27 protein-coding genes are annotated in these 25,470 nt (G+C 69.1%); 13 read left to right on the top strand and 14 right to left on the bottom strand.

Annotated features, from left to right (window positions below):
* The first annotated feature begins 17 nt into the window (after positions 1–17).
* Positions 18–1,556, top strand: a complete 1,539-nt coding sequence (locus tag BKI49_RS18600) for a YibE/F family protein (protein ID WP_095935407.1) — start codon at positions 18–20, stop codon at positions 1,554–1,556.
* Between the two features lie 62 nt (positions 1,557–1,618).
* On the opposite strand, the gene BKI49_RS18605 is transcribed toward BKI49_RS18600, so the two are convergent.
* The 4 genes from BKI49_RS18605 to BKI49_RS18620 form a co-directional block, all read right to left on the bottom strand.
* Positions 1,619–2,056: an SsgA family sporulation/cell division regulator gene (locus BKI49_RS18605; RefSeq protein WP_095935408.1), complete on the bottom strand. Its 438-nt coding sequence runs from the start codon at positions 2,054–2,056 to the stop codon at positions 1,619–1,621.
* 100 nt (positions 2,057–2,156) lie between these two features.
* On the bottom strand, positions 2,157–2,882 hold the full coding sequence (locus BKI49_RS18610; RefSeq protein WP_095935779.1) for an IclR family transcriptional regulator: 726 nt from the start codon (positions 2,880–2,882) through the stop codon (positions 2,157–2,159).
* A 385-nt stretch (positions 2,883–3,267) separates the two neighbouring features.
* Positions 3,268–3,480 (bottom strand): DUF5326 family protein, encoded by a 213-nt coding sequence (locus BKI49_RS18615; RefSeq protein WP_028804065.1) that lies wholly within the window; start codon positions 3,478–3,480, stop codon positions 3,268–3,270.
* Positions 3,481–3,643: 163 nt separating this feature from the next.
* The gene (locus BKI49_RS18620; RefSeq protein ID WP_028804066.1) at positions 3,644–3,961 is read right to left on the bottom strand and encodes a cupin domain-containing protein; all 318 of its coding nucleotides are present in this window, start codon (positions 3,959–3,961) and stop codon (positions 3,644–3,646) included.
* Positions 3,962–4,041: 80 nt separating this feature from the next.
* Here BKI49_RS18620 and BKI49_RS18625 point away from each other — a divergent pair, with 80 nt between their 5' ends.
* The 5 genes from BKI49_RS18625 (at position 4,042) to BKI49_RS18645 (ending at position 7,764) form a co-directional block, all read left to right on the top strand.
* Complete coding sequence (locus BKI49_RS18625; RefSeq protein ID WP_095935409.1) at positions 4,042–4,422, top strand: phage holin family protein; 381 nt, start codon at positions 4,042–4,044, stop codon at positions 4,420–4,422.
* A 6-nt stretch (positions 4,423–4,428) separates the two neighbouring features.
* Positions 4,429–4,920 (top strand): low molecular weight protein-tyrosine-phosphatase, encoded by a 492-nt coding sequence (locus BKI49_RS18630; protein WP_095935410.1) that lies wholly within the window; start codon positions 4,429–4,431, stop codon positions 4,918–4,920.
* A complete protein-coding gene (locus BKI49_RS18635; RefSeq protein ID WP_095935411.1) occupies positions 4,917–6,062 on the top strand; it encodes a cystathionine gamma-lyase in 1,146 nt (381 codons plus the stop codon). The genes BKI49_RS18630 and BKI49_RS18635 overlap by 4 nt, the downstream gene beginning before the upstream one ends.
* 245 nt (positions 6,063–6,307) lie before the next feature.
* Positions 6,308–7,213 (top strand): LysR family transcriptional regulator, encoded by a 906-nt coding sequence (locus tag BKI49_RS18640; RefSeq protein WP_095935412.1) that lies wholly within the window; start codon positions 6,308–6,310, stop codon positions 7,211–7,213.
* 68 nt (positions 7,214–7,281) lie between these two features.
* Complete coding sequence (locus BKI49_RS18645) at positions 7,282–7,764, top strand: NUDIX domain-containing protein (RefSeq protein WP_095935413.1); 483 nt, start codon at positions 7,282–7,284, stop codon at positions 7,762–7,764.
* A gap of 73 nt (positions 7,765–7,837) precedes the next feature.
* On the opposite strand, the gene BKI49_RS18650 is transcribed toward BKI49_RS18645, so the two are convergent.
* The gene (locus BKI49_RS18650; RefSeq protein WP_095935414.1) at positions 7,838–9,478 is read right to left on the bottom strand and encodes a globin domain-containing protein; all 1,641 of its coding nucleotides are present in this window, start codon (positions 9,476–9,478) and stop codon (positions 7,838–7,840) included.
* 694 nt (positions 9,479–10,172) lie between these two features.
* Between BKI49_RS18650 and BKI49_RS18655 the strand changes: the two genes are divergently transcribed.
* Positions 10,173–11,039: a GNAT family N-acetyltransferase gene (locus BKI49_RS18655; protein WP_095935415.1), complete on the top strand. Its 867-nt coding sequence runs from the start codon at positions 10,173–10,175 to the stop codon at positions 11,037–11,039.
* Between the two features lie 243 nt (positions 11,040–11,282).
* Here the strand turns inward: BKI49_RS18655 and BKI49_RS18660 are convergent, their stop codons facing one another.
* Together BKI49_RS18660 and BKI49_RS18665 are read right to left on the bottom strand one after the other, a co-directional pair.
* A complete protein-coding gene (locus tag BKI49_RS18660) occupies positions 11,283–11,705 on the bottom strand; it encodes a GlcG/HbpS family heme-binding protein (protein ID WP_095935416.1) in 423 nt (140 codons plus the stop codon).
* A gap of 92 nt (positions 11,706–11,797) precedes the next feature.
* Positions 11,798–13,006 (bottom strand): MFS transporter, encoded by a 1,209-nt coding sequence (locus BKI49_RS18665; RefSeq protein WP_095935417.1) that lies wholly within the window; start codon positions 13,004–13,006, stop codon positions 11,798–11,800.
* Between the two features lie 143 nt (positions 13,007–13,149).
* Between BKI49_RS18665 and BKI49_RS18670 the strand changes: the two genes are divergently transcribed.
* Positions 13,150–13,626: a MarR family winged helix-turn-helix transcriptional regulator gene (locus BKI49_RS18670; RefSeq protein ID WP_095935418.1), complete on the top strand. Its 477-nt coding sequence runs from the start codon at positions 13,150–13,152 to the stop codon at positions 13,624–13,626.
* Positions 13,627–13,635: 9 nt separating this feature from the next.
* The gene (locus BKI49_RS18675) at positions 13,636–14,088 is read left to right on the top strand and encodes a GNAT family N-acetyltransferase (RefSeq protein ID WP_095935419.1); all 453 of its coding nucleotides are present in this window, start codon (positions 13,636–13,638) and stop codon (positions 14,086–14,088) included.
* 63 nt (positions 14,089–14,151) lie between these two features.
* Here the strand turns inward: BKI49_RS18675 and BKI49_RS18680 are convergent, their stop codons facing one another.
* Both BKI49_RS18680 and dnaB read right to left on the bottom strand, forming a co-directional pair.
* Positions 14,152–15,534: a serine hydrolase domain-containing protein gene (locus tag BKI49_RS18680; RefSeq protein ID WP_095935420.1), complete on the bottom strand. Its 1,383-nt coding sequence runs from the start codon at positions 15,532–15,534 to the stop codon at positions 14,152–14,154.
* Between the two features lie 73 nt (positions 15,535–15,607).
* Positions 15,608–17,080: a replicative DNA helicase gene (gene dnaB / locus BKI49_RS18685; RefSeq protein ID WP_028804081.1), complete on the bottom strand. Its 1,473-nt coding sequence runs from the start codon at positions 17,078–17,080 to the stop codon at positions 15,608–15,610.
* 459 nt (positions 17,081–17,539) lie between these two features.
* Between dnaB and BKI49_RS18690 the strand changes: the two genes are divergently transcribed.
* Entirely contained in the window at positions 17,540–18,877 is a 1,338-nt protein-coding gene (locus tag BKI49_RS18690; RefSeq protein WP_095935421.1) for an MATE family efflux transporter, read from the top strand.
* A gap of 196 nt (positions 18,878–19,073) precedes the next feature.
* Here the strand turns inward: BKI49_RS18690 and rplI are convergent, their stop codons facing one another.
* The 4 genes from rplI to rpsF all read right to left on the bottom strand — a co-directional run bounded on the left by rplI (position 19,074) and on the right by rpsF (position 20,780).
* On the bottom strand, positions 19,074–19,520 hold the full coding sequence (rplI, locus tag BKI49_RS18695) for a 50S ribosomal protein L9 (protein WP_095935422.1): 447 nt from the start codon (positions 19,518–19,520) through the stop codon (positions 19,074–19,076).
* A gap of 18 nt (positions 19,521–19,538) precedes the next feature.
* Entirely contained in the window at positions 19,539–19,775 is a 237-nt protein-coding gene (rpsR, locus tag BKI49_RS18700) for a 30S ribosomal protein S18 (RefSeq protein WP_003949403.1), read from the bottom strand.
* Positions 19,776–19,821: 46 nt separating this feature from the next.
* Positions 19,822–20,412 (bottom strand): single-stranded DNA-binding protein, encoded by a 591-nt coding sequence (locus BKI49_RS18705; protein WP_095935423.1) that lies wholly within the window; start codon positions 20,410–20,412, stop codon positions 19,822–19,824.
* 77 nt (positions 20,413–20,489) lie between these two features.
* On the bottom strand, positions 20,490–20,780 hold the full coding sequence (rpsF, locus tag BKI49_RS18710; RefSeq protein ID WP_028804085.1) for a 30S ribosomal protein S6: 291 nt from the start codon (positions 20,778–20,780) through the stop codon (positions 20,490–20,492).
* Positions 20,781–21,090: 310 nt separating this feature from the next.
* On the opposite strand from rpsF, the gene BKI49_RS18715 reads away from it, so the two are divergent.
* From BKI49_RS18715 to BKI49_RS18725, 3 genes are all read left to right on the top strand, one after another.
* On the top strand, positions 21,091–21,411 hold the full coding sequence (locus tag BKI49_RS18715) for a hypothetical protein (protein ID WP_028804086.1): 321 nt from the start codon (positions 21,091–21,093) through the stop codon (positions 21,409–21,411).
* Positions 21,412–21,575: 164 nt separating this feature from the next.
* Positions 21,576–22,697 carry a peptidoglycan bridge formation glycyltransferase FemX gene (femX, locus tag BKI49_RS18720; protein ID WP_095935424.1) on the top strand — a complete coding sequence of 374 codons (1,122 nt, stop codon included), beginning with the start codon at positions 21,576–21,578 and terminating at the stop codon, positions 22,695–22,697.
* Positions 22,698–22,825: 128 nt separating this feature from the next.
* Complete coding sequence (locus BKI49_RS18725) at positions 22,826–23,857, top strand: alanine racemase (RefSeq protein ID WP_095935425.1); 1,032 nt, start codon at positions 22,826–22,828, stop codon at positions 23,855–23,857.
* Between the two features lie 91 nt (positions 23,858–23,948).
* Here BKI49_RS18725 and BKI49_RS18730 read toward each other — a convergent pair whose 3' ends face one another.
* Positions 23,949–25,454, bottom strand: coding sequence for a glycosyltransferase family 87 protein (locus BKI49_RS18730; protein ID WP_095935426.1), 1,506 nt, complete (start codon positions 25,452–25,454; stop codon positions 23,949–23,951).
* Between the last annotated feature and the right edge of the window lie 16 nt (positions 25,455–25,470).

Raw genomic sequence — 25,470 nt, forward strand, 5'->3', positions numbered from 1 at the left:
CTTGCGATGATCGGTCGGTGACCACGACGCAGCAGTCCCCGTTCCCGCCGTCCGAGCCGCCGCGCGGTGCAGCCTCCGGCGACGGCCGCAGGCATGGCCCCGGTGGCGGCTCCGGACGCGGATCCGGCGGTGGCCGTGGACCAGGCGGCGGGCATGGCCACGGTCCCGGCAACGGGCACGGCGGCGGTCCGGGCGACGGTCACGACGACAGTCCCGGCGGAGGGCACGGACACGGCCCCGGCGGAGGCCATGGCCACTCGCACAGTCACAGCCACGGCCCGGCCGCACCCGTCTCCCGCCACCTGCGCAAGGTCATCGCCGCGGTGCTGATCCCCTTCGCGGCAGCGGTCGTCGTGGGTCTCCTGGTGCTCTGGCCCGGTGGCGCTCCGTCCCACGAGCGGACCGGCGTCGGCTTCGACCGGCAGACACAGCAGGCGACGGTCACCCAGGTCGACGAGGTGGACTGCAAGGCGGTGAACGCCGCGGGGCAGGCGCCGAGCGGCGACAACTCCACCGCCCAGGGGTCGTCCACGCAGCAGCGGGCGAAGGGGGAGTGCAAGAAGGCCACGATCCGGATCGACACCGGCAAGGACGAGGGCCGCACGTTCACGGAGATCATTCAGCCCGACCAGACCCGGCAGTTGCACGAGGGACAGAAGGTCGTCGTCGCGTACGAGCCGTCGGCGCCGAAGGACCTCCAGTACTCGGTCACCGACGTCAACCGGAAGTTCCCCCTGACCCTGCTCGCCGGGATCTTCGCGGTCGTCGTCGTGGTCGTGGGCCGGATGCGCGGCGTCATGGCGCTGGTCGCGCTGGCCATCAGCTTCCTGATCCTGACGTTCTTCATCCTGCCGGCGATCCTGGAAGGCTCGAACCCGCTGATCGTGGCGGTCGTCGGCTCCAGCGCCATCATGCTGATCGCCCTCTACATGTGTCATGGTCTCTCGGCCCGCACATCGGTGGCCGTCATCGGCACGCTGCTCTCGCTGGTGCTGATCGGTGTGCTCGGCTCCGCCTTCATCGGATGGGCGGCGCTGACCGGCAACACCGACGACAACACCGGCCTGATCCATGGCCTGTATCCGTCCATCGACATGAGCGGTCTGCTGCTCGCGGGCGTCATCATCGGTTCGCTCGGTGTCCTCGACGACGTGACCGTCACACAGACATCCGCGGTCTGGGAGCTGCACGAGGCGAATCCGACGATGGGCCGGCGCGGCCTGTACCGCGCGGGCATCCGCATCGGCCGTGACCACATCGCGTCGGTCGTGAACACCCTCGTCCTCGCCTACGCGGGCGCCGCACTGCCACTGCTGCTGCTCTTCTCGATCGCGCAGAGCAGCGTGGCCACGGTGGCCAACAGCGAACTCGTCGCCGAGGAGATCGTGCGCACCCTGATCGGCTCGATCGGGCTGGTCGCCTCCGTGCCGGTGACCACGGCGCTGGCCGCGCTGGTGGTCGCCGCCGACCGCCCTGAGGCCGCGCAGAGCGTGCCTGAGCCCGCGAGGGCCAGGACGCCGGTGCGCGGCGGTGGCGGTCGCCGCCGTAAGCGCTGAAACCATCAGTCCCCGCGCCGACGGTGAGGAAGCGTTACTCCACTTGAGGATGCGGACGTTCGTCAGCCCGCGCTCTGCTCCTCCGCCAGGATGCGGTCGAGGGCCTCGTCGAGATGCGTGTCGAAGCCGGCCAGGGCACGCTCCTGCCCGAGCGGAACCAGTTTGTCGGTGCGGTCGAGGAACGCGACGAGCGGCGCGGCGCCGGACCGGAACAGTGCGTGGTCACCGCCCACCTGAAGGCGGATCAGGACCTCACCGAGGGACTCCGGATCGGCCGGCGCGATGCGCACATCACCGTCACCGCACGGGCGCCCCACACCGTCGATCAGCAATTCCCGCCCGAACGCCCAGGTCACCGGCGCATCGCCAGGCAGATGGAAGGTCAGCCGCACCGCGTACGGATCACAGGTCTCGTATCGCAGTTCCACAGGGATGCGGAAAGAGAGCTCCTCCGACACGAGGAAGCTCATCATGACCTCTGCCTGTACCGACTCGCGCATCGCCTACCCCGTCGTTTGCCGTCGTCCTGGCCAGGAATCGTCCCCCTGACACTGCTGGAATCTTGCAGAACGTGCACGAGAGATCACAAGGAGTGAGTTTTCAGATACTGATAGAGATCGCGAGTGTCCCTAGCAGCCGGCCGATCTCGCTCTGCAATTGGCGTGCGGCGGGTAGCAACCGCTCGGCCTGATGGGAAGGGAGGGAAATGGCCATCGTCGCGGCCGTGCTGCCCGCTGTGATGGGGATGGCGGCGCAGACCGTGCCCAGCGCGTACTCCTGCCGCTCGATGACCGGCTCCATGCGCCCCGTCCGCTCCAGGCGCCGCAACAGGCTGTCGTTGTCACGCACCGTGTACGGGGTGATCGACTGCACCGGATAGCGGTCGAGGTGGTCACGGCGGGCCTTGTCGTCCAGCTGGGACAGCAGGCACTGGCCGATCGCGTGGGCGTGGCCGGTCTCGCGGAAGTCGGCCCACTCCTCGACGGCGGGGGTGGCCGGGCTGTCGGCGACGCAGATGACGTCGATCTCGCCGTCCCGGTAGTTCGCGTAGTAGACGGGCACGCCGATCGCATCGCGCCAGTGCGCCAGTGCGTCACTCATCGTGCTGCGACGTTTCTGCTGCGCTCCACTGCTGCTCAGCCGCTCGGCCGACTCCCCTAGGAAGAAGAGTCCCTTGTCCCGGCGCAGATAGCCCTCGTGGGCCAGGGTGCGCAGCAGGTGGTACGCCGTCGGCAGCGCGAGCCCGGCCTCCCGGGCCAGCTGCTTGGCGGGCGCCCCGTGCTCGCGCGACGCCACCGCCTCCAGGAGCCGCATCGCGCGCTGCACCGAGCCGATCAGGGTGGTGGAGTTCGACTCCACGGGCGGGACGTGTGCGGCGCGGGTCTCGCCGGGGGTGGTGAGGGGCTGGGTCGGCGGAACGCGTGACGCCGTGGGTCCGCCCGACCGCTGGACGGGGGGAGCAGGTGATTGTGCGGGTGCGGTGTCAACCGTGGCCAAGGGGCACTCCCGAAGCGCGAGGGGAACCGCCCGTGCGGGGGAACACGGGAGGGGGCTGTGCGCTGCCCGCGGGGGCCGGCCCCGCGTCGAGCTCCGGACTTTAACCGTCTGTCACCGCTCGCAGACGGCCTCACCGGGAAACTTCCCTCGGGCGAGGGAACCTGGAGTTCCCTTTCCCGGCGCACCCGTTACCCCACGCTCACCCTCTCGCGTCTCACCAGTCGCTGCGGGACGACGAGCCCGCCATGAACTTCCGCACGATGTAGATCAGTCCGCCGACCAGCGCGACGAAGATCAGCAGCTTGAAGAGCAGGCCGATGACGAATCCGACGACGCTGGCTATCAGGCCGCCGAACACGACCAGGGCGATGACCGGCACCGCGACCCACTTCACCCACCACGGCATACCGCTGAAGATCTCTCGCATCGCCCTCGTCCTTACCTCTCTTCGCCCGTCGCCCCAAGTCCGGGGCCGTGATTCCGGGTTCTCCGATGTCCTGCTTCGATGCTAGGCCGGGAGAGACGCGTACAGGGGCCTCGCACCCCTTGTCCTCCCCTGACCGTTCCCCTAGGGAACCCTGAGGCCGCGGTCAGCTCTCGGGCGGAGAGAACACCACCAGGACCCTCAGATCCTCGGTGATGTGGTGGAACTTGTGGGCGACGCCCGCGGGTACGTAGACGACGCTGCCGCGCGCCACCTGCGTGGTCTCCAGTCCGACCGTGATCGAGGCCCGCCCGCTCACCACGAAGTACACCTCGTCCTGCTGGTGCGGCTTCTGTGGGTCGAGCTCACCCGCGTCGAGCGCGTAGAGGCCGACCGACATGTTCCGCTCGCGCAGGAACTGCAGGTAGGCGCCTTCGTTGGCGGCGCGTTCCGCCTCCAGTTCGTCCAGCCGGAATGCCTTCATCGCTCTTGTCCGCTCTCGTACCCCACAAGCTGTGCGCACAGCCTGCTCGCCAGTCGATCTCTTCTGCCACGATCAGACACATGAAGAATTTCGTAGTCAAGACACTCGCCAACGCGGGGGCCCTGGCCGTCGCGGTGTGGCTGCTCGACAAGATCACCCTCACGGGGGACAGCACCGGCAAGAAGGTCGGCACGCTGCTGCTCGTCGCGCTGGTCTTCGGCCTGGTGAACTTCCTGGTCAAGCCCATCGTGCAGATCCTGACCTTCCCGCTCTTCATTCTCACGCTCGGCCTGATCACGCTCGTGGTCAATGCACTGATGCTGCTGCTCACCTCGTGGCTGGCCGACAAGCTCGACCTGAGCTTCCACGTCGAGGGCTTCTGGACCGCCGTCCTGGGCGGTCTGATCATTTCCGTCGTGTCCTGGGCGCTCAACGTCGTGCTGCCCGACGGCAAGGACTGAGTACCCATGCCCTATCGCGTCTGTTTCGTCTGCACCGGCAACATCTGCCGCTCCCCGATGGCGGAGTCCGTCTTCCGCGCCCGTGTGGAAGAAGCCGGGCTCGATCAGCTCGTCGAGGTCGACAGCGCGGGTACGGGCGGCTGGCACGAGGGCGACGGCGCCGACCCGCGGACCGTCGCCGTCCTGGAGGCGCACGGCTACGGGAGCGACCACACCGCCCGGCAGTTCCAGGCCTCGTGGTTCTCCCGCCTCGACCTCGTCGTCGCCCTCGACTCCGGCCACCTGAAGGCGCTGCGCCGTCTCGCGCCCACCCCCGAGGACGCCGACAAGGTCAGGCTGCTGCGGTCGTACGACCCCGCCGCGGGCGACGATCCGGATGTCCCGGATCCGTATTACGGACGTATGGACGGCTTCGAGGAGTGTCTTGAGATGGTGGAGGCGGCGAGCGTCGGTCTGCTCGCCGCTGTACAGGAGCAAGTGGAGGGACAGGTCTCATGACCTCAGGGGATTTCGTCGCGCCGAGCGGTGACGGCACGCGCGCGGTGCGGGCTGGGCTGCCCGAGCCCGTCAAGTACGAGCCGACGCTTCCGGGACCGGTCTTCGCCGCGCACTTCCACCTGCCCGGCGATCCCACCGGCCCGTACGCCTACGGCCGCGACGAGAACCCGACCTGGACACTCCTGGAGCGCGCCATCGGCGAGCTGGAGGCCCCCGGGCAGGACGGCGTCGAGACCCTCGCCTTCCCCTCGGGCATGGCCGCCATCTCCGCCGTCCTCTTCTCGCAGCTGCGCGCCGGCGACGTCGTGGTCCTGCCCGACGACGGCTATCAGGTGCTCCCGCTGGTGCGCGAGCAGCTGACCGCGTACGGCATCGAGGTGCGCACCGCCCCGACCGCCGGCGACGCCCAGCTGGAGGTGCTCGACGGCGCGAAGCTGCTGTGGATCGAGACGCCGTCGAACCCGGGCCTGGACGTGTGCGACATCCGGCGGCTGGTCACGGCGGCCCACGCGCAGGGCACGCTCGTCGCCGTCGACAACACCCTGGCCACTCCGCTCGGACAGCGCCCGCTGGAGCTCGGCGCGGACTTCTCGGTCGCGAGCGGCACCAAGATGCTCACCGGGCACGGCGACGTCCTGCTGGGGTACGTCAGCGCCCGCGACGGCGCGCTGATGGTTCCGGTGAAGCGCTGGCGGAAGATCGTCGGCGCGATCCCCGGTCCCATGGAGGCCTGGCTCGCGCACCGCTCGCTCGCCACCCTCCAGCTGCGCGCCGACCGGCAGACCTCCAGCGCCCTGATCGTCGCCGAGGCCCTGCGGGAGCGGCCCGAGGTGTCCGGGCTGCGCTATCCCGGTCTGCCCGACGACCCCTCGCACAAGATCGCCACTCAGCAGATGCGGCGGTTCGGATGCGTGGTGTCCTTCACGCTGTCCACGCGCGCGCGTGCCGACCGTTTTCTCGACGCGCTGCGTCTGGTGGACGACGCGACGAGCTTCGGCGGTGTCCGGTCCACGGCGGAACGGCGGGGACGCTGGGGCGGAGACGCGGTGCCGGAAGGCTTTGTCCGCCTCTCCGTCGGTGCGGAGGACCCGGAGGACTTGGTGGCGGACCTGCTGCGGGCACTCGACGAGTCCGCGGAGTGAAGGCCTTCTGAGCGATCGCCGAGCCGGGACGTCGTGCGCGGCCGCGGGACCGGGGCTCCGCTCCGCACGACGGACGGTCCGAGCCTCCCCCCTCGTGGCTCGGACCGTCCCGGTTCTGCGCGCGAAGAACCGCGCGACCAAGGCTAGTTGACTCTGTGTCAGTGTCCAATCACTGTAGCGACAGCGACCTATCGACTTATTTATAGTTAGGGCTCGCGCGGGGGTGCTGGGAGGGGAGGGGCACCATGGATTTGGCCTTGCTGCGCACGTTCGTGACGGTGCACCGGGCCGGTTCCTTCACCCGCGCCGCCGCACTGCTCGGGCTCTCCCAGCCTGCCGTCACCTCGCAGATCCGCACGCTGGAGCGGCAGTTGGGGCGGCCGTTGTTCCTGCGCCAGGCCCGTGGGGTGACCCCCACGACCATCGGCGACGAACTGGCCCACAAGGCGGCACCGCACCTCGACGCCCTCGTGGAGATCACCGAGACCGGCCTCGACGAGGACTCGTCCTTGCGCACCCTTCATCTCGCCGGGCCGCCGGAGTTCACCGCAGAGCGGGCACTGCCCGCGCTCACCGAGCTGATCGGCGACGACGGCCAGGGCCTGGCGCTGCGCGCCTCCTTCGGCAACGCCGAGGAGACCCTGGAAGGGCTTGCTGCCGGACATCATGATTTGGCCATCACGACGGCCCGCCCACGCGGTGCTCTGCTGACCGCGACTCCGCTCTGCGACGAAGAGCACGTCCTGGTCGCCGCTCCGCGCTGGATGGCCCGGGTGGGCGCCGGGAAGCTGCGCCGCAAGGGCGCCCACGCGCTGGAGGACCTCCCGATCGTCGAGGTGCACGAGTCGCTGCCCCTCGTCGCCCGCTACTGGGCGTCCGTCTTCGACTCCCGCCCCGCCGCCTCCGGCACCGTCGTCGTCCCGGACCTGCGGGCCGTCCTGGCCTGTGCGGCCGCGGGTGCGGGCCTCGCCGTCCTGCCCCGGTATCTGTGCACCGAGGCGCTGGAGCGTGGCGACGTCGTGGCGCTGCTCGACCCGGCCGTGCCGCCGCTGCGCACCTACTTTCTGGTGGTGCGCACGGGGACGCTGGCCATGCCGCACATCGCCCGGGCGCACGAGTGGCTGCTGCGGGCCGCTGCCGACTGGGCCTGACAACTCGTCGCGGCAGTTCGGGGGCGTCGCGATGTTTCACGTGGAACCAGCCGGGCCACATTTCTCCCATGACCGTCCGACCCGTGGTCAAGCGCACCGCCCGCGCCATCCTGCTCGATGGTGACGACCTGATCCTGATCAAGCGCACCAAGCCCGGCGTCGATCCCTACTGGCTCACACCCGGCGGCGGGGTCGAACCGGAGGACTCGACCGTCGTCGACGCCCTCCACCGCGAGGTGCACGAGGAGCTCGGCGCCAAGGTCACCGATGTAGTGCCCTGCTTCGTCGACACCGTCGAGCACATCGGCGACGACGGCGGCGCGACCGGCGTGAAGGTGCAGCATTTCTTCGTCTGCCGCCTGGAGTCCATGGACCTGTCTCAGAGACACGGCCCTGAGGTGGACGAGCCGATCGGCGAGTACGAGATCGTCCGCGTGCCGTTCACGCGGGTCGGCATCGCCTCCGTCCACCTCGTGCCGCTGTCCCTGCGGCACTATCTCGACGGGAACATCGAGGGTGTACGGGCGATGCACGCGCCCGACCTGGGCTGACCCTCGCGGGCCGGAGGATCGTCGAACCGTCCTGGCCGGGAGGCGGATCCACGCCGTCCCGGCCGAGACGTGTTCAGTCTCCGGCCGTCACGAGTTCCTCCACCGAGTCGTGGCGGATGCGGTCCGACGGGATGCCGATGTCTCTCAGCGCGTCCACACCGCTGCGGATCATCCCGGGAGGGCCCGATAGATACGCGTCGTACTCGTTCCACGGCCCGTATTCGCGGACGACGTCCGGCAGCTGAAGGTGGGCCTGCTGGTCGACGACCGGCCGTACGGCGAGCCAGGGGTGGCTCTGCTGAAGCCGCAGCATCGTGTCGATGTCGTACAGGTCGTGGTCGGTGCGGGCGCCGTAGAACACCTCGACCGGGCGTCGCTCACCGTGCTCGGCGACATCCTCGACCAGGGCCTTGATCGGCGCGATGCCGGTGCCGCCGCCCAGACAGAGCAGACCGCTGTCGGTGGTGTGGTCGACGGTCATCGAACCGGCCGGCGGGCCGAGCCGGATGATGTCGCCGGGCCGGGCGCGGTGCACCAGGGCGTTGGACACCCAGCCCGCCGGAACCGCCTTCACATGGAACGACAGCAGCCCGTCGGGGCGGGGAGCCGAGGCAAAGGAGTAGTGGCGCCAGATCCGCGGCCACCACGGCGTCTCCAAGCTCGTGTACTGGCCGGCGAGAAACGGATAGGGCTGGTCGGGGCGGACGGTGACGACCGCGACATCCGGGGTCCGCAGATCGTGCGAGACCACCTCGGCGTACCACCAGGCAGGCGCGAGCAGTTCGTCCGCTGCCGCCGCGTCGATCATGACCTGGGAGATCGTCGTGTACGCGCGCACCCAGGCCGCCTCCGTCTCGGCGTCCCAGCTCCCTGAGGCATACCTGCTGAGCGAGCCGATGAGGCACTCGCCGACGGCCGGGTAGTGCTCCGGTCTGGTGCCGTACTTGCGGTGTCCACGGCCGAGGTTCTGCAGATACGCCACGAGGACTTCGGTGTTGTCGATGTGCTCGGCGGCGGTCAGCAGGGCCCTGAGAAGCCGGTCCCGCTGCGTGTCCATCGCGGCGGGGAACAGCTGGCGCAGCTGCGGGTGGCGCACGAACAGCAGCGCGTAGAAGTAGGAGGTGACCTTGTCGGCCACCGGGCCGACCTCCGCCATGGTCCGGCGGATCAGCACGGCGTCGGGCGACGCCTTCGGGCCGGGCGCCGGGGAGGGCGTCTGTCCGGGCGCTCGCGGGGCAGGAACGGATTCCGGCTGCGGGGCGCCGTATGCGGGCCGGGGAGAGCCGTACGCGGGCTGCGAGGCCCCTGACGCGGGTTGCGCGGCTCCGCCGGCGGGCTCCGGCTCGGGACGCCGGGGCGCGTACGGCGCCCCTTGGTACGGGTTCTGCGGTGCCCCGTCACGGGGGGCCTGTGGCGCATGGGGTGCCGCGCCACGGGGAGCCTGCGGCGACGGGGATATTCGTTCCTGCGCGGCCGGCGCCGTGGGCGGCGTCCGTTGGTCCGCTTCCTGGGCGGGCTCGCTCTGCGGCGTGGTGGGCCGGCCGACGGGGCGCATCGCTGCGAGCCGACGGCCGTCGGATGCCCCCTGATCACCGTCGGCGGGCGCAGGTTCCTGGCGCGGTGTGAACCAACCGCCCCCGCCGTTGCCGCCGGAAGTGCCCTTGTCGGCCGACGCCGTGGTCGGAGCGTCCATGGTGTGCCTCGCCTCGAACATCTTTCGATCGGTCTGCGCACCTCCGCGGTCGGAAGATGCCTGCTTTCCCCCGCAGACGGCTCGCCCTCTTTCCCTGTTCAGTCCCCGTCGGCCAATGCGGCCACATTGAACCCACATTCCTGTCGCGTACGGACAAGTAAGGAGAGAATGTGACATTGGCCGCACTGGACTCACCGCAGCATGCCACGCGGCGTCAACGCCCGGTCGCACAACGGAAAATGCGGGTCTTCGATCTCTCCGTCCCGTTAGGCTGCATTGGCCTGCGTTCAGCCCCGTGAGGACATACCTACGTCTCGGCGGAGGTGAACCGGAGTCGACCATACCGGCAGGCGCCCCAGGCACAAGTCCTCTCCGTCCTCCCCGCAAAACGGCCCGGGGGCGATCCATCGATGTCGCTCAATTGCCGTGCAGGGCTGGCCAATTCACCGGCATTCGCGCGCCTGACAGATCACCCTGGACCTCCCCGAACCCTTCACATGGCCACTTCGCGATCTCCACCTTGGATGCGATGTCGGCAATTTCCGCCAGTTCCACCGATTCGGCAAACGGCAACGCTGGAATGCCCCTGTCCGCGTTGTTTCACGTGAAACATCTGTCCGCGTGTTGTGCGGCTGCGTATGGCGTGGCCAAAAGCACGTACATCCGGCCGCAAACCGGTGGACGCCAGGGCTGCAGGTCGGACAGCCTGACCTGCGTGTCGACACTTTCCCTCGCCGATCTGCCCGTCCGCCGCCTGACGCCTCGCGATCTCACCGCCTGTGCCGACCTGTCCGAGAACCGGGGGTGGCCCCGCGAGGAACACAAGTGGGGTCTCCTGCTCGCGGCGGGAACCGGTTACGGGATCGACGACCCCGACGGCGGCCTCGTCACCGCGTGCGTCGTGACCGAGTACGGCCCGCGGGAGCGACCTGCACTGGGCGCGATCGGCATGGTGCTCGTCGCCGAGCGTCATGCCCGCAAGGGTGTCGGACGTCGGCTCATGCGCCATGTCGTCACCGAGATGGGCACCACGCCGCTGACCCTGCACGCGACCCCGTACGGCCGCCCGCTCTACGAGGAGTTGGGTTTCAAGGTCACCGGCAGCGCCGAGATGGTCCGTGGAGTCTTCACTCCGGACGGGCGGGCGCCCGACGTCTTCACGCGTGCGGCCACCGCCGAGGATCTCTCCACGATTCTCCGGCTGGACGAGGAGGTCTTCGGCGCCGATCGCACCCACATGATCACGCGGCTGCCGGCCTTCTCCGATCAGCTGCGCGTCGCCGAGGAGGGCGGCCGGATCATCGGGTACGGAGCGGCCTGGCCCAACATGGACAACCACGTGGTCGGCCCGCTGATCGCTCGCGACACGGAGACGGCGAAGGCCCTCATCGCCTCGCTCGCCGCCCACAGCGACCGTCCGCTGCGTACCGATATCGACGTGCGACACGACGAGCTGCTGTCGTGGGTGAAGGAGCGCGGCCTCGCGTCCGTCGCCTTCAACGCGGTCATGACCTACGGAATCCCGGAGCTGCCCGGGGACTGGACGCGACGCTTCGCGCCCCTGACGGTGGCCGCCGGGTAGCAGGGACCGGACGGGACACCTCGCGTCCGGAGCGGATGCCGGGCCGTGATCGCGGACCGGCCGGCCGAGTGCTCCTCCGCATGCGCACAGGGAAGTGCCGGCCCCACCAGATGGTGGGGCCGGCACTTCCTCGTCGATGCCTGCCGGGGAGCCGAACGGCCCGCGCCGGGCAGGACTTGGGCCGGAGCGTGGCCTGCCTCGGTCGGAGCTGACCTGGGCCGGAGCTTCGCCGGTCGGCCCGTGTCAGACGAGCGTCTCGACCGCGGCGGAGGCGAAACCGTGGTCCTGGTCCGGCATGCCGCCGCCGACCCCGATCGCGCCGATCAGCCGTCCGTCACGGTGGACCGGGACGCCACCCGCGATGAACAGCAGGGGACGGTCGAGTGCGGTCGGCAGCGTGTGGAAGAGACCTCCGGGCTGAACCGCGTCGATGAGGTCGGCCGTGGCGGAGTTCAACTGGAGCGCCGTATAGGCCTTGCGGGTGCTGGTCTCGCCGGAGATCAGCACGGCCTGGTCGTCACGTCGGAAGGCGAGCAGGTGACCGCCCGCGTCGAGGACGGTGACGCTGACTCGGACACCGGCCGCCTCGGCTGCGCGGCGGGCCGCAGTGACGAGAACCTCGGCGTCCTCGATGGTCAGCGGGGCGACGGCAGTGGTGGTGCTCATGAGGGGTCTTCTCCTTCTCGGGGGTGTTGCGGGGTGGTGCTGAGCCGGCGGGAGCGGGGACGGCCCTGGCCTCGCTCCGTGATCGGCTCGGGTCAGTGATGGACTGCGGCCCGCTGCTCGGCCGGCGCGGCGCCGGCGACGACGGCGCTGGACGTCTTCGTACGGCGCTCCAGCGCGGCCGAGACGACGGCGAGGACGAGGGCGCTCGCGGCGAGTACGGCGCCGACCCAGTTGGGAGCGGTGTAGCCCAGGCCGGCCGCGATGACGAGACCGCCGAGCCAGGCCGAGAGGGCGTTGCCGAGGTTGAAGGCGCCGATGTTCACGGCCGAGGCGAGGGTGGGGGCGCCGTGCGCCTGGTCGAGGACGCGCTTCTGCAGCGGCGGCACGGTGGCGAAGCCCAGTGCTCCGATCAGAGCGATCGTGACGGCCGCGAGGATCTTGTTGTGCGCGGTGACGGTGAACAGGGCGAGCACGATCGCGAGACCGCCCAGGGAGACGTAGAGCATCGGCATCAGCGAGCGGTCGGCGAACCTGCCGCCGATCAGGTTCCCGCCGACCATGCCGAGGCCGAACAGGACCAGCAGCCAGGTGACGGAGCCGTCGGCGAAGCCCGCGACATGCGTCATCATCGGCGCGATGTAGGTGATGGCCGCGAAGACGCCGCCGAAGCCGAGCACGGTCATCGCCATGGCCAGCAGGACCTGGACGTTCTTGAAGGCGGCCAGCTCGTGCCGCAGGTGCACACCCTCCGGCTTGGGCATCTCGGGGACCAGCTTGGCGATGCCCAGCAGCCCGATCACACCGAGCGCCGCGACGCCCGCGAAGGTGACGCGCCAGCCCGCCGACTGCCCGATCAGTGTGCCCAGCGGGACACCGACGACATTGGCGATGGTGAGACCGCTGAACATCATGGCGATCGCGCCGGCCTTCTTCTCCGGCGCGACCAGCTCGGCGGCCACCACGGACCCGATGCCGAAGAAGGCGCCGTGAGCGAGGGAGGCGATCACTCGTCCCACCAGCATCAGCCCGAAGGCCGGCGCGACGGCGGAGAGCAGGTTGCCGATCACGAACAGCCCCATGAGCAGCATCAGCATCCGCTTACGGGACACCCGTGTACCGAACGCGGTCATGATCGGGGCTCCGATCACCACGCCGAGGGCATATCCGGTCACCAGCAGACCGGCTGTGGGGATGGAGACACCGAAGTCACCCGCGACCTCGGGCAGTACGCCCATGATCACGAACTCGGTCGTTCCGATTCCGAAGGCCCCGATCGCGAGGGCCAGAAGCGCGAGAGGCATGGTGGGGTACACCTTCCCAAAAGATTGCAGGAGCGCTTTGCGTGCGTCCACAATAGTTGCAGACGCGGGCTATTTGCAACCGCGGGATATTTCGATTGTGGTCTATCCTGGGCTTCAGCCGCTCCGGGACGGAGGAAAACGCCATGACAGCCACGGACCCCGCGCTCACCGCCCTCGCTCAGGGCTGGTGCGCTCTCTCCCTGCTGCACGGGAGGATCGAGGCCCACATCGAGCGAGCGCTGCAGGCCGAGCACGACCTGAGCGTGCGGGAGTACTCGCTGCTCGACGTCCTGAGCCGGCAGCACGACGGCGAAGGCGGCCATCTCCAGATGAAGCAGGTCGCCGACGCGGTCGTGCTGAGCCAGAGCGCCACCACGCGGCTCGTCACCCGCCTCGAGGACCGTGGGCTGCTCTCGCGCTACCTGTGCCCGACCGACCGCCGCGGCATCTACACGAACGTCAGCGAGGCGGGACTCCAGCTCCTCGACGAGGCCCGGCCCACCAATGACGCCGCTTTGCGGGAGGCACTCGACGAGGCCGCGAAGAACCCGGAACTGGCGCCGCTGGTCCGGGTCGTGGAGTCGGCGAGCGTGCCGGTGCAGCCCCTGGCACCTGCGTAGGGTGCGCTCATGGGAGATCTTGAAATACGTGCCGCGATCGCCGACGACGTGCCTGAGATCGTCGCGATGCTCGCGGACGACCCGCTCGGCGCGCAACGTGAGTCACCCGACGACCTGAGCCCGTATCTCGACGCCCTGGAGCGCCTGAGCGGTGACCCGAATCAGCATCTGATGGTCGCCGTGCGCGAGCGCCGCGTGGTCGGAACGCTTCAGCTCACGGTGATCCCGGGGCTGTCACGCAAGGGGGCGACGCGCTCCGTGATCGAAGGCGTGCGCATCCACGCCGACGAGCGCGGCAGCGGCCTGGGAACCCAGCTCATTGAATGGGCGATCGGGGAATCCCGGCGCCAGGACTGCCAGTTGGTCCAGCTGACCTCCGACGTCACCCGCACCGACGCCCATCGCTTCTACGAGCGTCTCGGCTTCACTGCTTCGCACGTCGGCTTCAAACTCCCCCTCTGAGACGCACAGAGGACAGAGGCGGCCCGTTTCACGTGAAACGGGCCGCCTCCCTCATGGCGTCGGCTACTGGATCCCCCGCCAGCCCTCCGGATCCACTCCACCCGGCACGGAAGACCCGTCGTCGTACGGCTGACGGGTGAACACGAACGAACCGAGGTCCAGATGGCTCACCGAGCCGTCAGGGCGCCGTACGGCCCGCAGGACCTCCCCCGCGTAGTAGCCGTCGAGTCCCGTCCAGGTTCCGTCGGCGTTCGGCCGGAAGTGCGCGCCGCGGCCGACACCGGACAGCGGCTCCAGCGAGAGCCGGCCGTCGGCCGACCACCGCAGCCCGAACCCCTGAGTCCCCCAGTACCACTGCCCCACCAGTTCCAGGACGGCGCTGTCGGCCTCGGCCACCGGCCGCCAGGGTTCGGGAATCCTCGGCTCGGCCTCCGCCACGATCCGCACGAGATCGGCGGCCACGGTGAACGCGGCTGGGCCCGAGGTGCAGTTCGTGAGCACGACCGCCGCGACGTCGTCGACCACACCGATCGCGAGGCCCGCCAGGAACCCGGGCAGCGAACCGGAGTGCCCCACCAGGGTCCGGCCGTCGCGGTGCGCGATCTGCATGCCGAGGCCGTAGCCGGACCCCGCCGCCAGGTCCGCCGTCTCAGGCGGAGCGGCGGGCGTCCGCATCTCCCGTACGGAGTCGGCGCTCAGCACCCGGTCGTCACCCCGGGCGAGGAAGACGGCGAAGCGCGCCAGGTCACCGGTGGTGGACCACAATTGACCCGCCGGGGCCATCCTGCCGAGGTCCTCCGCGGGCTCCGGTATCACCACATCCGCCCAGGGATGCACCGCCCAGCCGCCCGCGTGCGGCATCTCGGGCCGACCGCTCGTGCGGTGCAGGCCCAGCGGTTCGAGCACTTCCCGCCGCAGCACCTCTTCCCACGGGGCGCCGCGCAGCTCCTCGACCAGCGCGCCCAACAGCGTGAAGCCGGGGTTCGAGTAGTGGTGCCGCCGCCCGACGGAATGCCGGAAGGGCTGCTCACCCAGGACATCCGCGAGCTCGGGGCGCAGTGAACCCGGTGTGCGCTCCCACCAGGGCGTGGGAGACTCGGCGGCCAACCCGCCGGTGTGCGCGAGCAGTTCGGCGACGGTGACCTCCCCTGCCCCCGTGCCCGGCAGGTGCTTCTCCAGCGGATCACCGAGATCCAGTACACCCTCGTCGCGCAGACGCAGGACCAGGACGGCGGTGAAGGTCTTGGTGATGGAGCCGATCCGGTACTGCACGTTCTCGTCCGGACCGTGTCCGTCCACCGAGGTCCTGGCCCCGTGCCACACGGTCTCCCCGCCCCGGACGACCGCCGCGACCAGCGACGGCGCCCGCCCCTCGCTCTGCGCTACGGCAATACGGTGCAACAACGCTCGGTGAGTGGCGGGCAGCAGAAGTTCCTGTGTCGTCATGCCCCCAGTGCACCCGGCAGGTGACCGGACGTCGAGCGCATTTCCGCGACCCCACGCCAACCCCGGCTCCCGGTCAGGTCTGTGCCATGTCCACGAAGCGCGAGTAGTGACCCTGGAAGGCGACCGTGATCGTGGCCGTCGGGCCGTTACGGTGCTTGCCGACGATGATGTCCGCCTCGCCCGCGCGCGGAGACTCCTTCTCGTACGCGTCCTCACGGTGCAGCAGGATCACCATGTCGGCGTCCTGCTCGATCGAGCCGGACTCACGCAGGTCGGAGACCATGGGCTTCTTGTCGGTTCGCTGCTCGGGGCCACGGTTGAGCTGCGAGAGCGCGATGACCGGCAGTTCCAGCTCCTTGGCCAGCAGCTTCAGGTTTCGCGACATGTCCGAGACTTCCTGCTGACGGCTCTCGGACCGCTTGCCGCCCGACTGCATCAGCTGGAGGTAGTCGATGACGACCAGCTTCAGGTCGTTGCGCTGCTTGAGGCGGCGGCACTTGGCGCGGATCTCCATCATCGACAGGTTCGGGGAGTCGTCGATGTAGAGCGGGGCGGCGGAGACGTCCGGCATCCGGCGGGCGAGCCGGGTCCAGTCCTCGTCGGTCATCGTGCCGGACCGCATGTGGTGCAGGGCCACACGTGCCTCGGCGGACAGCAGACGCATCGCGATCTCGTTGCGGCCCATTTCGAGCGAGAAGATCACGCTGGGCATGTTGTGCTTGATCGAGCAGGCGCGGGCGAAGTCCAGGGCGAGCGTGGACTTACCCATGGCGGGACGGGCCGCGATGATGATCATCTGGCCCGGGTGCAGGCCGTTGGTGAGCGAGTCGAGGTCGGTGAATCCGGTGGGTACACCGGTCATCTCCCCCGATCGCGAGCCGATCGCCTCGATCTCGTCGAGCGCGCCCTCCATGATGTCGCCGAGCGGCAGATAGTCCTCGGTGGTGCGCTGCTCGGTGACGGCGTAGATCTCGGCCTGGGCGCTGTTGACGATCTCGTCGACGTCGCCGTCGGCCGCGTATCCCATCTGCGTGATGCGGGTGCCCGCCTCGACCAGGCGGCGCAGGACCGCCCGCTCGTGCACGATCTCGGCGTAGTACTCGGCGTTCGCCGCGGTCGGGACCGTCTGCACCAGGGTGTGCAGGTACGGCGCTCCGCCGACCTTGGTGATCTCGCCCCGCTTGGTGAGCTCGGCCGCGACCGTGATCGGGTCGGCCGGCTCCCCCTTCGCGTACAGGTCGAGGATCGCCTGGTAGATGGTCTCGTGGGCGGGCCGGTAGAAGTCGTGTCCTTTGAGGACCTCCACGACATCCGCGATGGCGTCCTTGGACAGCAGCATGCCGCCGAGGACGGACTGCTCGGCGTCCAGGTCCTGGGGGGGCACACGCTCGAAGGCCGAACCGCCGCTCTCCCACGAACCGGTGTCCCGGTCACGGTCGTGCTGCTCGTCACGGCCACGCACGTCTCGGCGCTGACGGGAAGAAGGCAGACGATCACTGGGCCCGCTGTCGGCCCAGGGATCGTCCAAGGGCTCGGAAATACTCACCGAGCGACCTCCTCCCGTCCGCCGAGCGGACCTAGCCGTGCCCCATATTTCTACGGCACAGCACTGACAACTGAGCGGCCCAACTCCGGTTCTGACGCGTCGGTTTTGCGAGCTTTCCGAGGACGGAGGAGAGAGCGGGCGCCGCACCACGTTAGGCCCGCGGGCACCGTCAGCCAATCTGGTTATCCACAGGCCTTGTGGACGACGGGCCCGATGCTGTGGAGAACTCGGCAAAACCTGTGCACGACACGGTGGACAGCCCTGTGAACAAGCCCTCAGCCACTTCAAGAAAGCGTCTCTGACCTGCGACTCTCCCATCCACCGGGTGTGCAGAAGAAAAACTTCCCCAGTCGGACCAAGATCGCTGCAAATGACGTGACGTGACGTGCCCGACCCGGCGGTTGGTAAGGGTCTTTATCGCCTTGCATCTCTTACCTGTGGAAGATTAGATTGGTGCTCATGACACAGGCTCCCGCGGCACCCAGGGCCGTCCGACGCCGGCACGACCGAGAGATCGTCGCGCTGGCCGTTCCGGCCTTCGGCGCGCTCGTCGCCGAGCCACTCTTCGTGATCGCCGACAGTGCCATCGTCGGCCACCTCGGCACTGCCCAGCTGGCCGGCCTCGGCGTCGCCTCGACCCTCCTCATGACAGCCGTCGGCGTCTTCGTCTTCCTCGCCTACGCCACCACGGCCGCCGTCGCCCGCCGAGTCGGCGCGGGCGATATCCGGGCCGCGATCCGACAGGGCATGGACGGCATCTGGCTCGCCCTGCTGATCGGCGCGGCCGTCATCGCCGTCGTCCTGCCGACGGCGCCCGCCCTCATGGACTGGTTCGGCGCTTCCGCCACCGCCGCCCCCTACGCGACCACATATCTACGGATCTCGACGCTCGGTATCCCGGCCATGCTCGTCGTGCTCGCCGCGACCGGTGTCCTGCGCGGACTCCAGGACACCAAGACGCCGCTGTACGTCGCCGTCGCCGGATTCGTGGCCAACGCCGCCCTCAACGCCGGCCTCGTCTACGGCGCGGGCCTGGGCATCGCCGGCTCCGCCTGGGGAACCGTCATCGCCCAGTGCGGGATGGCGGCGGTCTATCTGGTCGTCGTCGTCCGCGGAGCCCGCAAGCACGATGCCTCCCTGCGGCCCGACGCCGGCGGGATACGGGCCTGTGCCCAGGCCGGCGCGCCCCTGCTTGTCCGCACCCTGTCCCTGAGGGCGATTCTCGTGATCGCCACTGCGGTCGCCGCCCGGCTCGGGGACGCCGATATGGCCGCCCACCAGATCATCCTGTCGCTGTGGAGCCTGCTCGCCTTCGCGCTCGACGCCATCGCCATCGCGGGGCAGGCCATCATCGGCCGCTACCTCGGCGCGGACGACGCCCAGGGCGCCCGCGAGGCATGCCGTCGCATGGTGCAGTGGGGTCTCGCCACCGGTGTCGTGCTCGGCCTGCTGGTCATCGTGGCGCGCCCGCTCTTCCTGCCGCTGTTCAGCGGCGACCCGGTCGTGCGTGACGCGGCGCTGCCGGCACTGGTCATGGTGGCCCTCTCGCAGCCGATCTGCGGAATCGTCTTCGTCCTGGACGGAGTCCTGATGGGCGCGGGGGACGGCCCCTACCTGGCGTGGGCCATGGTGCTCACCCTGGCGGTCTTCGCTCCCGTCGCCCTGCTCGTCCCCGTGCTGGGCGGCGGGCTCACCGCTCTCTGGGCAACGATGACGCTGATGATGGCGATCCGGCTGCTGACCCTGGGGCTGCGCTCCCGCTCGGGACGCTGGATCGTCACGGGAGCGACGCGCTGACGCCTGGTCCTGACCGTTTCACGTGAAACGGGGGTTTCACGTGAAACGACGATCCGCTACGACGCTCTGCCAGAGGGAGACACGACTCCCGCGCGAGGAAACACCACCACGACACGAACACCGCCGCGTCTCACGGCACGCAGAAGGGCCGCACCCTCGGGTGCGGCCCTTCTCTCAGCTATGCCGAGCGCTGCACTCAGGCAGCGACAACCTCGATGCTGACCTTGGCGGCAACCTCGGGGTGCAGACGCACGGACGTCTCGTGGGCGCCCAGGGTCTTGATCGGCGCGCCCAGCTCGATGCGGCGCTTGTCGACCTCGGGGCCACCGGAAGCCTTGATCGCCGAAGCGACGTCGGCCGGGGTGACGGAACCGAAGAGACGGCCGGCCTCGCCGGAGCGAACGGCCAGACGGACCTTCACGCCCTCGAGGCGGGCCTTGATCTCGTTGGCCTGCTCGATGGTCGCGATCTCGTGGATCTTGCGAGCACGACGGATCTGCTCGACGTCCTTCTCGCCACCCTTGGTCCAGCGGATCGCGAAGTTCCGCGGGATCAGGTAGTTGCGAGCGTAACCGTCCTTGACGTCGACGACGTCGCCCGCGGCACCGAGGCCGGAGACCTCGTGGGTGAGGATGATCTTCATGTGTCGGTCACCCTTCCCTTATCGCGCGGTGGACGTGTAGGGCAGCAGCGCCATCTCACGGCTGTTCTTCACGGCCGTGGCGACGTCACGCTGGTGCTGCGTGCAGTTGCCGGTCACGCGGCGGGCACGGATCTTGCCGCGGTCGGAAATGAACTTCCGCAGCATGTTCGTGTCCTTGTAGTCCACGTACGTGACCTTGTCCTTGCAGAAAGCGCAGACCTTCTTCTTAGGCTTGCGCACAGGCGGCTTCGCCATGGTGTTTCTCCTGTGTGATCAAGAAGTTTGGGTACGAACCCGTCCCTTAGAAGGGGGGCTCGTCCGAGTAGCCGCCGCCGGAGCCGCCGGAGCCACCGCCCCAGCCACCACCACCGCCGCCGCCCTGGTTGCCACCGGCGGGAGCGCCGGTCGCCCAGGGGTCGTCGGCGGGAGCGCCGCCCTGCTGCTGGCCGCCGCCGGAGCCACCGCCCCAGCCGCCGCCCTGCTGGCCGCCGCCACCGCCGCCGCCGTAGCCACCCTGGCCGCCTCGGCCCGTGGTCTTGGTGACCTTGGCCGTGGCGTTTCGCAGGCTGGCGCCGACTTCCTCGACGTCCAGCTCGTAGACCGTGCGCTTGACGCCCTCACGGTCCTCGTAGGACCGCTGCTTCAGCCGGCCCTGCACGATGACGCGCATGCCTCGCTGGAGCGACTCGGCGACGTTCTCCGCCGCCTGACGCCAGACCGAGCAGGTCAGGAACAGGCTCTCGCCGTCCTTCCACTCATTGGTCTGACGGTCGAAGGTGCGGGGGGTGGACGCGACACGGAACTTCGCGACCGCCGCACCGGAAGGGGTGAAGCGCAGCTCGGGGTCGTCGACAAGATTGCCGACGACCGTGATGACGGTCTCGCCTGCCATGGGGAACCTCTCGGCGGGTTTGCTGCTGGCTGCTTGGTGCTGCTACTCGAATCCCGAGTTCAGCTGAGCGGGAGAGCTCAGTGGGTCTCGGGGCGGAGGACCTTGGTCCGGAGGACCGACTCGTTCAGGTTCATCTGGCGGTCGAGCTCCTTGACGACCGCAGGCTCGGCCTGCAGGTCGATGACCGAGTAGATGCCCTCGGGCTTCTTCTTGATCTCGTACGCGAGACGACGACGGCCCCAGGTGTCGACCTTCTCGACCTTTCCGTTGGCCTCACGGACCACGGAGAGGAAGTTCTCGATCAGGGGAGAGACAGCGCGCTCCTCAAGATCGGGGTCGAGGATGACCATCACCTCGTAGTGACGCATGTGGAACCCACCTCCTTTGGACTCAGCGGCCACGGTCGTTCCGTGGCAGGAGGGTTGTGATGCGTACGCAACGGTATCGGCCGCCACTGACAATCGGGTGTCCCCGTCGGTGAACCGAACGGAGTACCAGACGCCATCAGTGCTGTGACCTGGGTTTCGACCCGGACACAACCTGGGCAGACACCGGTGCAGACGGTACAGACTACCTGCACGGCGGCTTCCGGTTGAAATCCGACCGGGGGGACCGTCAGTCTGTACACATCGGGTGTGTAAGGCGCTACGATGCGCGGCCTTCCGCAGGAGGTGCCACATGGCACAGGTATTGCGACCCAACACCACTGGCTCGACCGGATCCCTCTTCGCCACGGACGGCAAGCCTCATCCACTCCAGGACTCCCTGCTCGCAGTGACCCTGGTGCTCGGAATCACGGCCTTCGTCACGGCGATGTTCGACAGCCTCCATCTGATCAGTTCGTGGGCCGGCCTGATCGGCATCCTCACCGGCGCCTACGGGCAGTTCATCTCCGAGACGACGCGTGAGCGGTTCGGCCTGATCCTGGGTCTCGGTGCCTCGGCCGTGGGCTTCTTCCTCGGCATGGCGCACGGAGGCCTCTTCGGCGGTCTCTTCTGACCCGAACGCCCGTTTTCCCCTGACCCCGGGACCCCCCTCCACACCCTGCCCGGGGCCCAGGTTCCATACGGCCAGACGGGGCGCTCGCAGGGCGCAGTAGGCTTCGGCGCGAGAGCCGGAGCCCCTGTACCCATGGGGACACACCAGCCCGAGGAGCGCCCCGAATGAGCCTGACCCTGAGGACCATCAGTCGAGAGCAGCATCTGGCATACATCCAGAGCCTGCCCTCGGCGAGCCACATGCAGGTCCCGGCCTGGGCAGACGTCAAGGCGGAGTGGCGCTCCGAGAACCTCGGCTGGTTCGACGACCGGACCGGCGAGATGGTCGGAGCGGGGCTGGTGCTCTACCGCCAGCTGCCCAAGATCAAGCGCTATCTCGCCTATCTCCCCGAGGGCCCGGTCATCAACTGGTTCGCGCCGAACCTCGACGACTGGCTCCAGCCGATGCTCGCGCACCTCAAGCAGCAGGGCGCCTTCTCCGTGAAGATGGGCCCGCCGGTGATCATCCGGCGCTGGGAGGCCACGTCCATCAAGGGCGGCATCCAGAACCCCGACGTCAAGCGCCTGCGCGACATCGAGGCCGACTTCATCGAGCCGCGCGCCTTCGAGGTCGCCGACAAGCTGCGCCGCATGGGCTGGCAGCAGGGCGAGGACGGCGGCGCCGGCTTCGGCGACGTCCAGCCCCGCTATGTCTTCCAGGTGCCGCTCGCGAACCGCTCCCTGGAAGAGGTCCACAAGAACTTCAACCAGCTGTGGCGCCGCAACATCAAGAAGGCCGAGAAGGCCGGCGTCGAGGTCGTCCAGGGCGGCTACCAGGACCTGGAGGAGTGGCAGCGGCTGTACGAGATCACGGCCGTGCGCGACCACTTCCGGCCCCGCCCGCTCTCGTACTTCCAGCGCATGTGGACGGCCCTCAACACCGAGGACCCCAACCGTATGCGGCTGTACTTCGCGCGCCACAACGGCGTGAACCTGTCGGCCGCGACGATGCTCGTCGTCGGCGGGCACGTCTGGTACTCCTACGGTGCCTCGGACAACATCGGCCGTGAGGTCCGGCCCTCGAACGCGATGCAGTGGCGGATGCTGCGCGACGCGTACGCCCTCGGCGCGACCGTCTACGACCTGCGCGGCATCTCCGACTCCCTGGACGAGACCGACCACCTCTTCGGCCTCATCCAGTTCAAGGTGGGCACCGGCGGCCAGGCCGCGGAGTATCTCGGGGAGTGGGACTTCCCCCTCAACAAGCTGCTCCACAAGGCGCTCGACATCTACATGTCGCGCCGCTGAACCGGCCCGGGCCACCCGCCGAGCCGCATTTCCGGCACGGCGTCGCCCCCCAGGTCCGGCGGATCCGCCACAATTTCCTTTCATACCTCTGATACACCGCAGCCACGAGAAAGGTTCCGGGACCGGCCATGGCGCTCACGCTCTACGTCGACACCGCGCGCTGGCGGGCACACCACAAGCACGTGTCCGAGCAGTTTCCGGGGCTGGTCCCCGTCTGCAAGGGCAACGGCTACGGCTTCGGCCACGAGCGGCTCGCGGACGAGGCCACGCGCCTCGGCTCGGACATCCTCGCGGTCGGCACCACCTACGAGGCTGCCCGGATCAAGGACTGGTTCGGTGGCGACCTGCTGGTGCTGACGCCGTTCAGGCGGGGCGAGGAGCCCGTGCCGCTGCCCGACCGCGTCATCCGCTCCGTATCGTCCGTGGACGGCGTGTACGGCCTTGTGGGGGCCCGTGTCGTCATCGAGGTCATGTCCTCGATGAAGCGCCACGGCGTCAGCGAGCAGGACCTGCCCCATCTGCACGCCGCCATAGAGAACGTCCGGCTGGAGGGCTTCGCCATCCACCTGCCGCTCGACCGCACCGACGGCTCGGACGCCGTCGAGGAGGTCATCGGCTGGATGGACCGCCTGCGTGCCGCCCGGCTGCCGCTGCACACGATGTTCGTCAGCCACCTCAAGGCCGAGGAACTCGCGCGGCTCCAGCAGCAGTTCCCGCAGACCCACTTCCGGGCCCGGATCGGCACGCGGCTGTGGCTGGGCGACCACGAGGCCACCGAGTACCGCGGAGCCGTCCTGGACGTCACGAGGGTCTCCAAGGGCGACCGCTTCGGCTACCGGCAGCAGAAGACGGCCTCGGACGGCTGGCTGGTCGTCGTGGCCGGCGGTACGTCGCACGGCGTGGGCCTGGAGGCCCCGAAGGCGCTGCACGGCGTCATGCCGCGCGCCAAGGGCGTCGCACGCGCCGGCCTCGCGACGGTCAACCGGAACCTTTCTCCGTTCGTCTGGGCGGGCAAGCAGCGCTGGTTCGCCGAGCCGCCGCACATGCAGGTGTCGATCCTTTTCGTGCCGTCGGACGCCACGGAACCGAAGGTGGGCGACGAACTGGTGGCGCATCTGCGGCACACCACCACGCAGTTCGACCGCATCGTCGAGCGCTGAGCCCGGGGTTCCACCGGATCGCAGCAGCAGAAAGGCCGTACACGGGTCTCCGTGTACGGCCTTTTGCCTGGCCTCTCTACGCCGTGTTCGCTCAGGGCGAACCGTCACCTGCCGGTGCGGGGTGGCTGCCCCACTCGACCTGAGGCCCCTCGAAGTGCGCCGCATGCCGCGGCGGATGGGCCGCCGCACCGAGGACGAAGACATCCTCGGACTCGTCCAGCACACCGCCCGAGGGATCGTCGTCGCCCGCCCGGCGAACCGGGTCGCGCTCCGGCATGAAGATGTCGCGGACCACCACGGCGCAGAGGTACAAGGTCCCCACCAAGTGGACGAGGATGGCGACTTGGTACCCGTCCGTCGGCAGGCCCTTGTGGGCGTCACCACTGGTCGTGTACGCGAGGTACAGCCAGATCCCCAGGAAGTACGTGACCTCGCACGCCTGCCAGATCAGGAAGTCCCGCCAGCGCGGCCGGGCCAGCGCGGCGAGCGGAACCAGCCACAGCACGTACTGCGGCGAGTAGACCTTGTTGGTGAGGATGAAGACCGCGACGATCAGGAAGGCGAGCTGGGCGAAGCGGGGTCGTCGCGGGGCGGTGAGCGTGAGGACGGTCAGTCCCACACAGGCGAGCACCATCATGACCAGCGCCCAGTTGTTCGCTGCGTCGGGGGTGATCGTGATCTTCAGCCACTGCGAGATGAACAGGAAGACCGAGCCGAAGTCGACGCCGCGGTCGTGGCTGAAGCTGTAGAACTTCGCCCACCCTTCCGGGGCGAAGTACATGACCGGAAGGTTCACCACGAGCCAGGCTCCCACGGCACCGAGCAGGGCCGTGCCGAACTCGCGCCACCTGCCGGCCCGCCAGCAGAGCAGGAAGAGCGGCCCCAGCACCAGGAAGGGGTAGAACTTCGCGGCCGTGGCGAGCCCGATCAGCACACCGAACGCCAGTACGCGGCCCCGTGACCACATCAGCATCGCGGCGGCCAGCAGGGCGACGGCGAGGAGATCCCAGTTGATGGTGGCCGTGAGGGCGAAGGCGGGCGCCAGAGCGACCAGGAGGCCGTCCCACGGGCGTCGGCGGTGGGTGCGGGCGGTGCAGACGGCGATGACCGCCGCGCACACCATCAGCATCCCGGCGTTGACCATCCAGTAGATCTGTTCCTGGTGCTGGATGCTCCCGCCGCCGGGCGTGAGCCAGGCCGCGACCTCCATGAAGACTCCGGTCAGCACCGGGTACTCGAGGTACTGCATGTCGCCGGGGATCTTGTCGAAGTACGGCACGAGCCCGTCGGCGAAGCCCCGCCCCTGATAGAGGTGCGGGATGTCCGAGTAGCACGCGTGCGTGTACTGCGAGCTGGCGCCGAAGAACCAGGCACCGTCGTAGCAGGGCAGCTTCTGCACCATGCCGAGGGCGAACATGCCGATCGCCACGAGCGCGATCACGCGCACGGGCGTCCACCAGGACGTGCCGAGCAGGGCTCGGCGTCCGATCGGGCCGCCGAACAGCTCGCTGCCGTTCGCAGCGACCCCGTCCTCCCTGGTCGGCCGTACCAGCTCCGGCTCGTGCGCGCTCGTTCGCGTCGTCTCTGCACTGGGCATGCCGCACATCCTGCCG

The organism is Streptomyces sp. Tue6028, from assembly GCF_002300165.1.
GTDB lineage: Bacteria > Actinomycetota > Actinomycetes > Streptomycetales > Streptomycetaceae > Streptomyces > Streptomyces siamensis.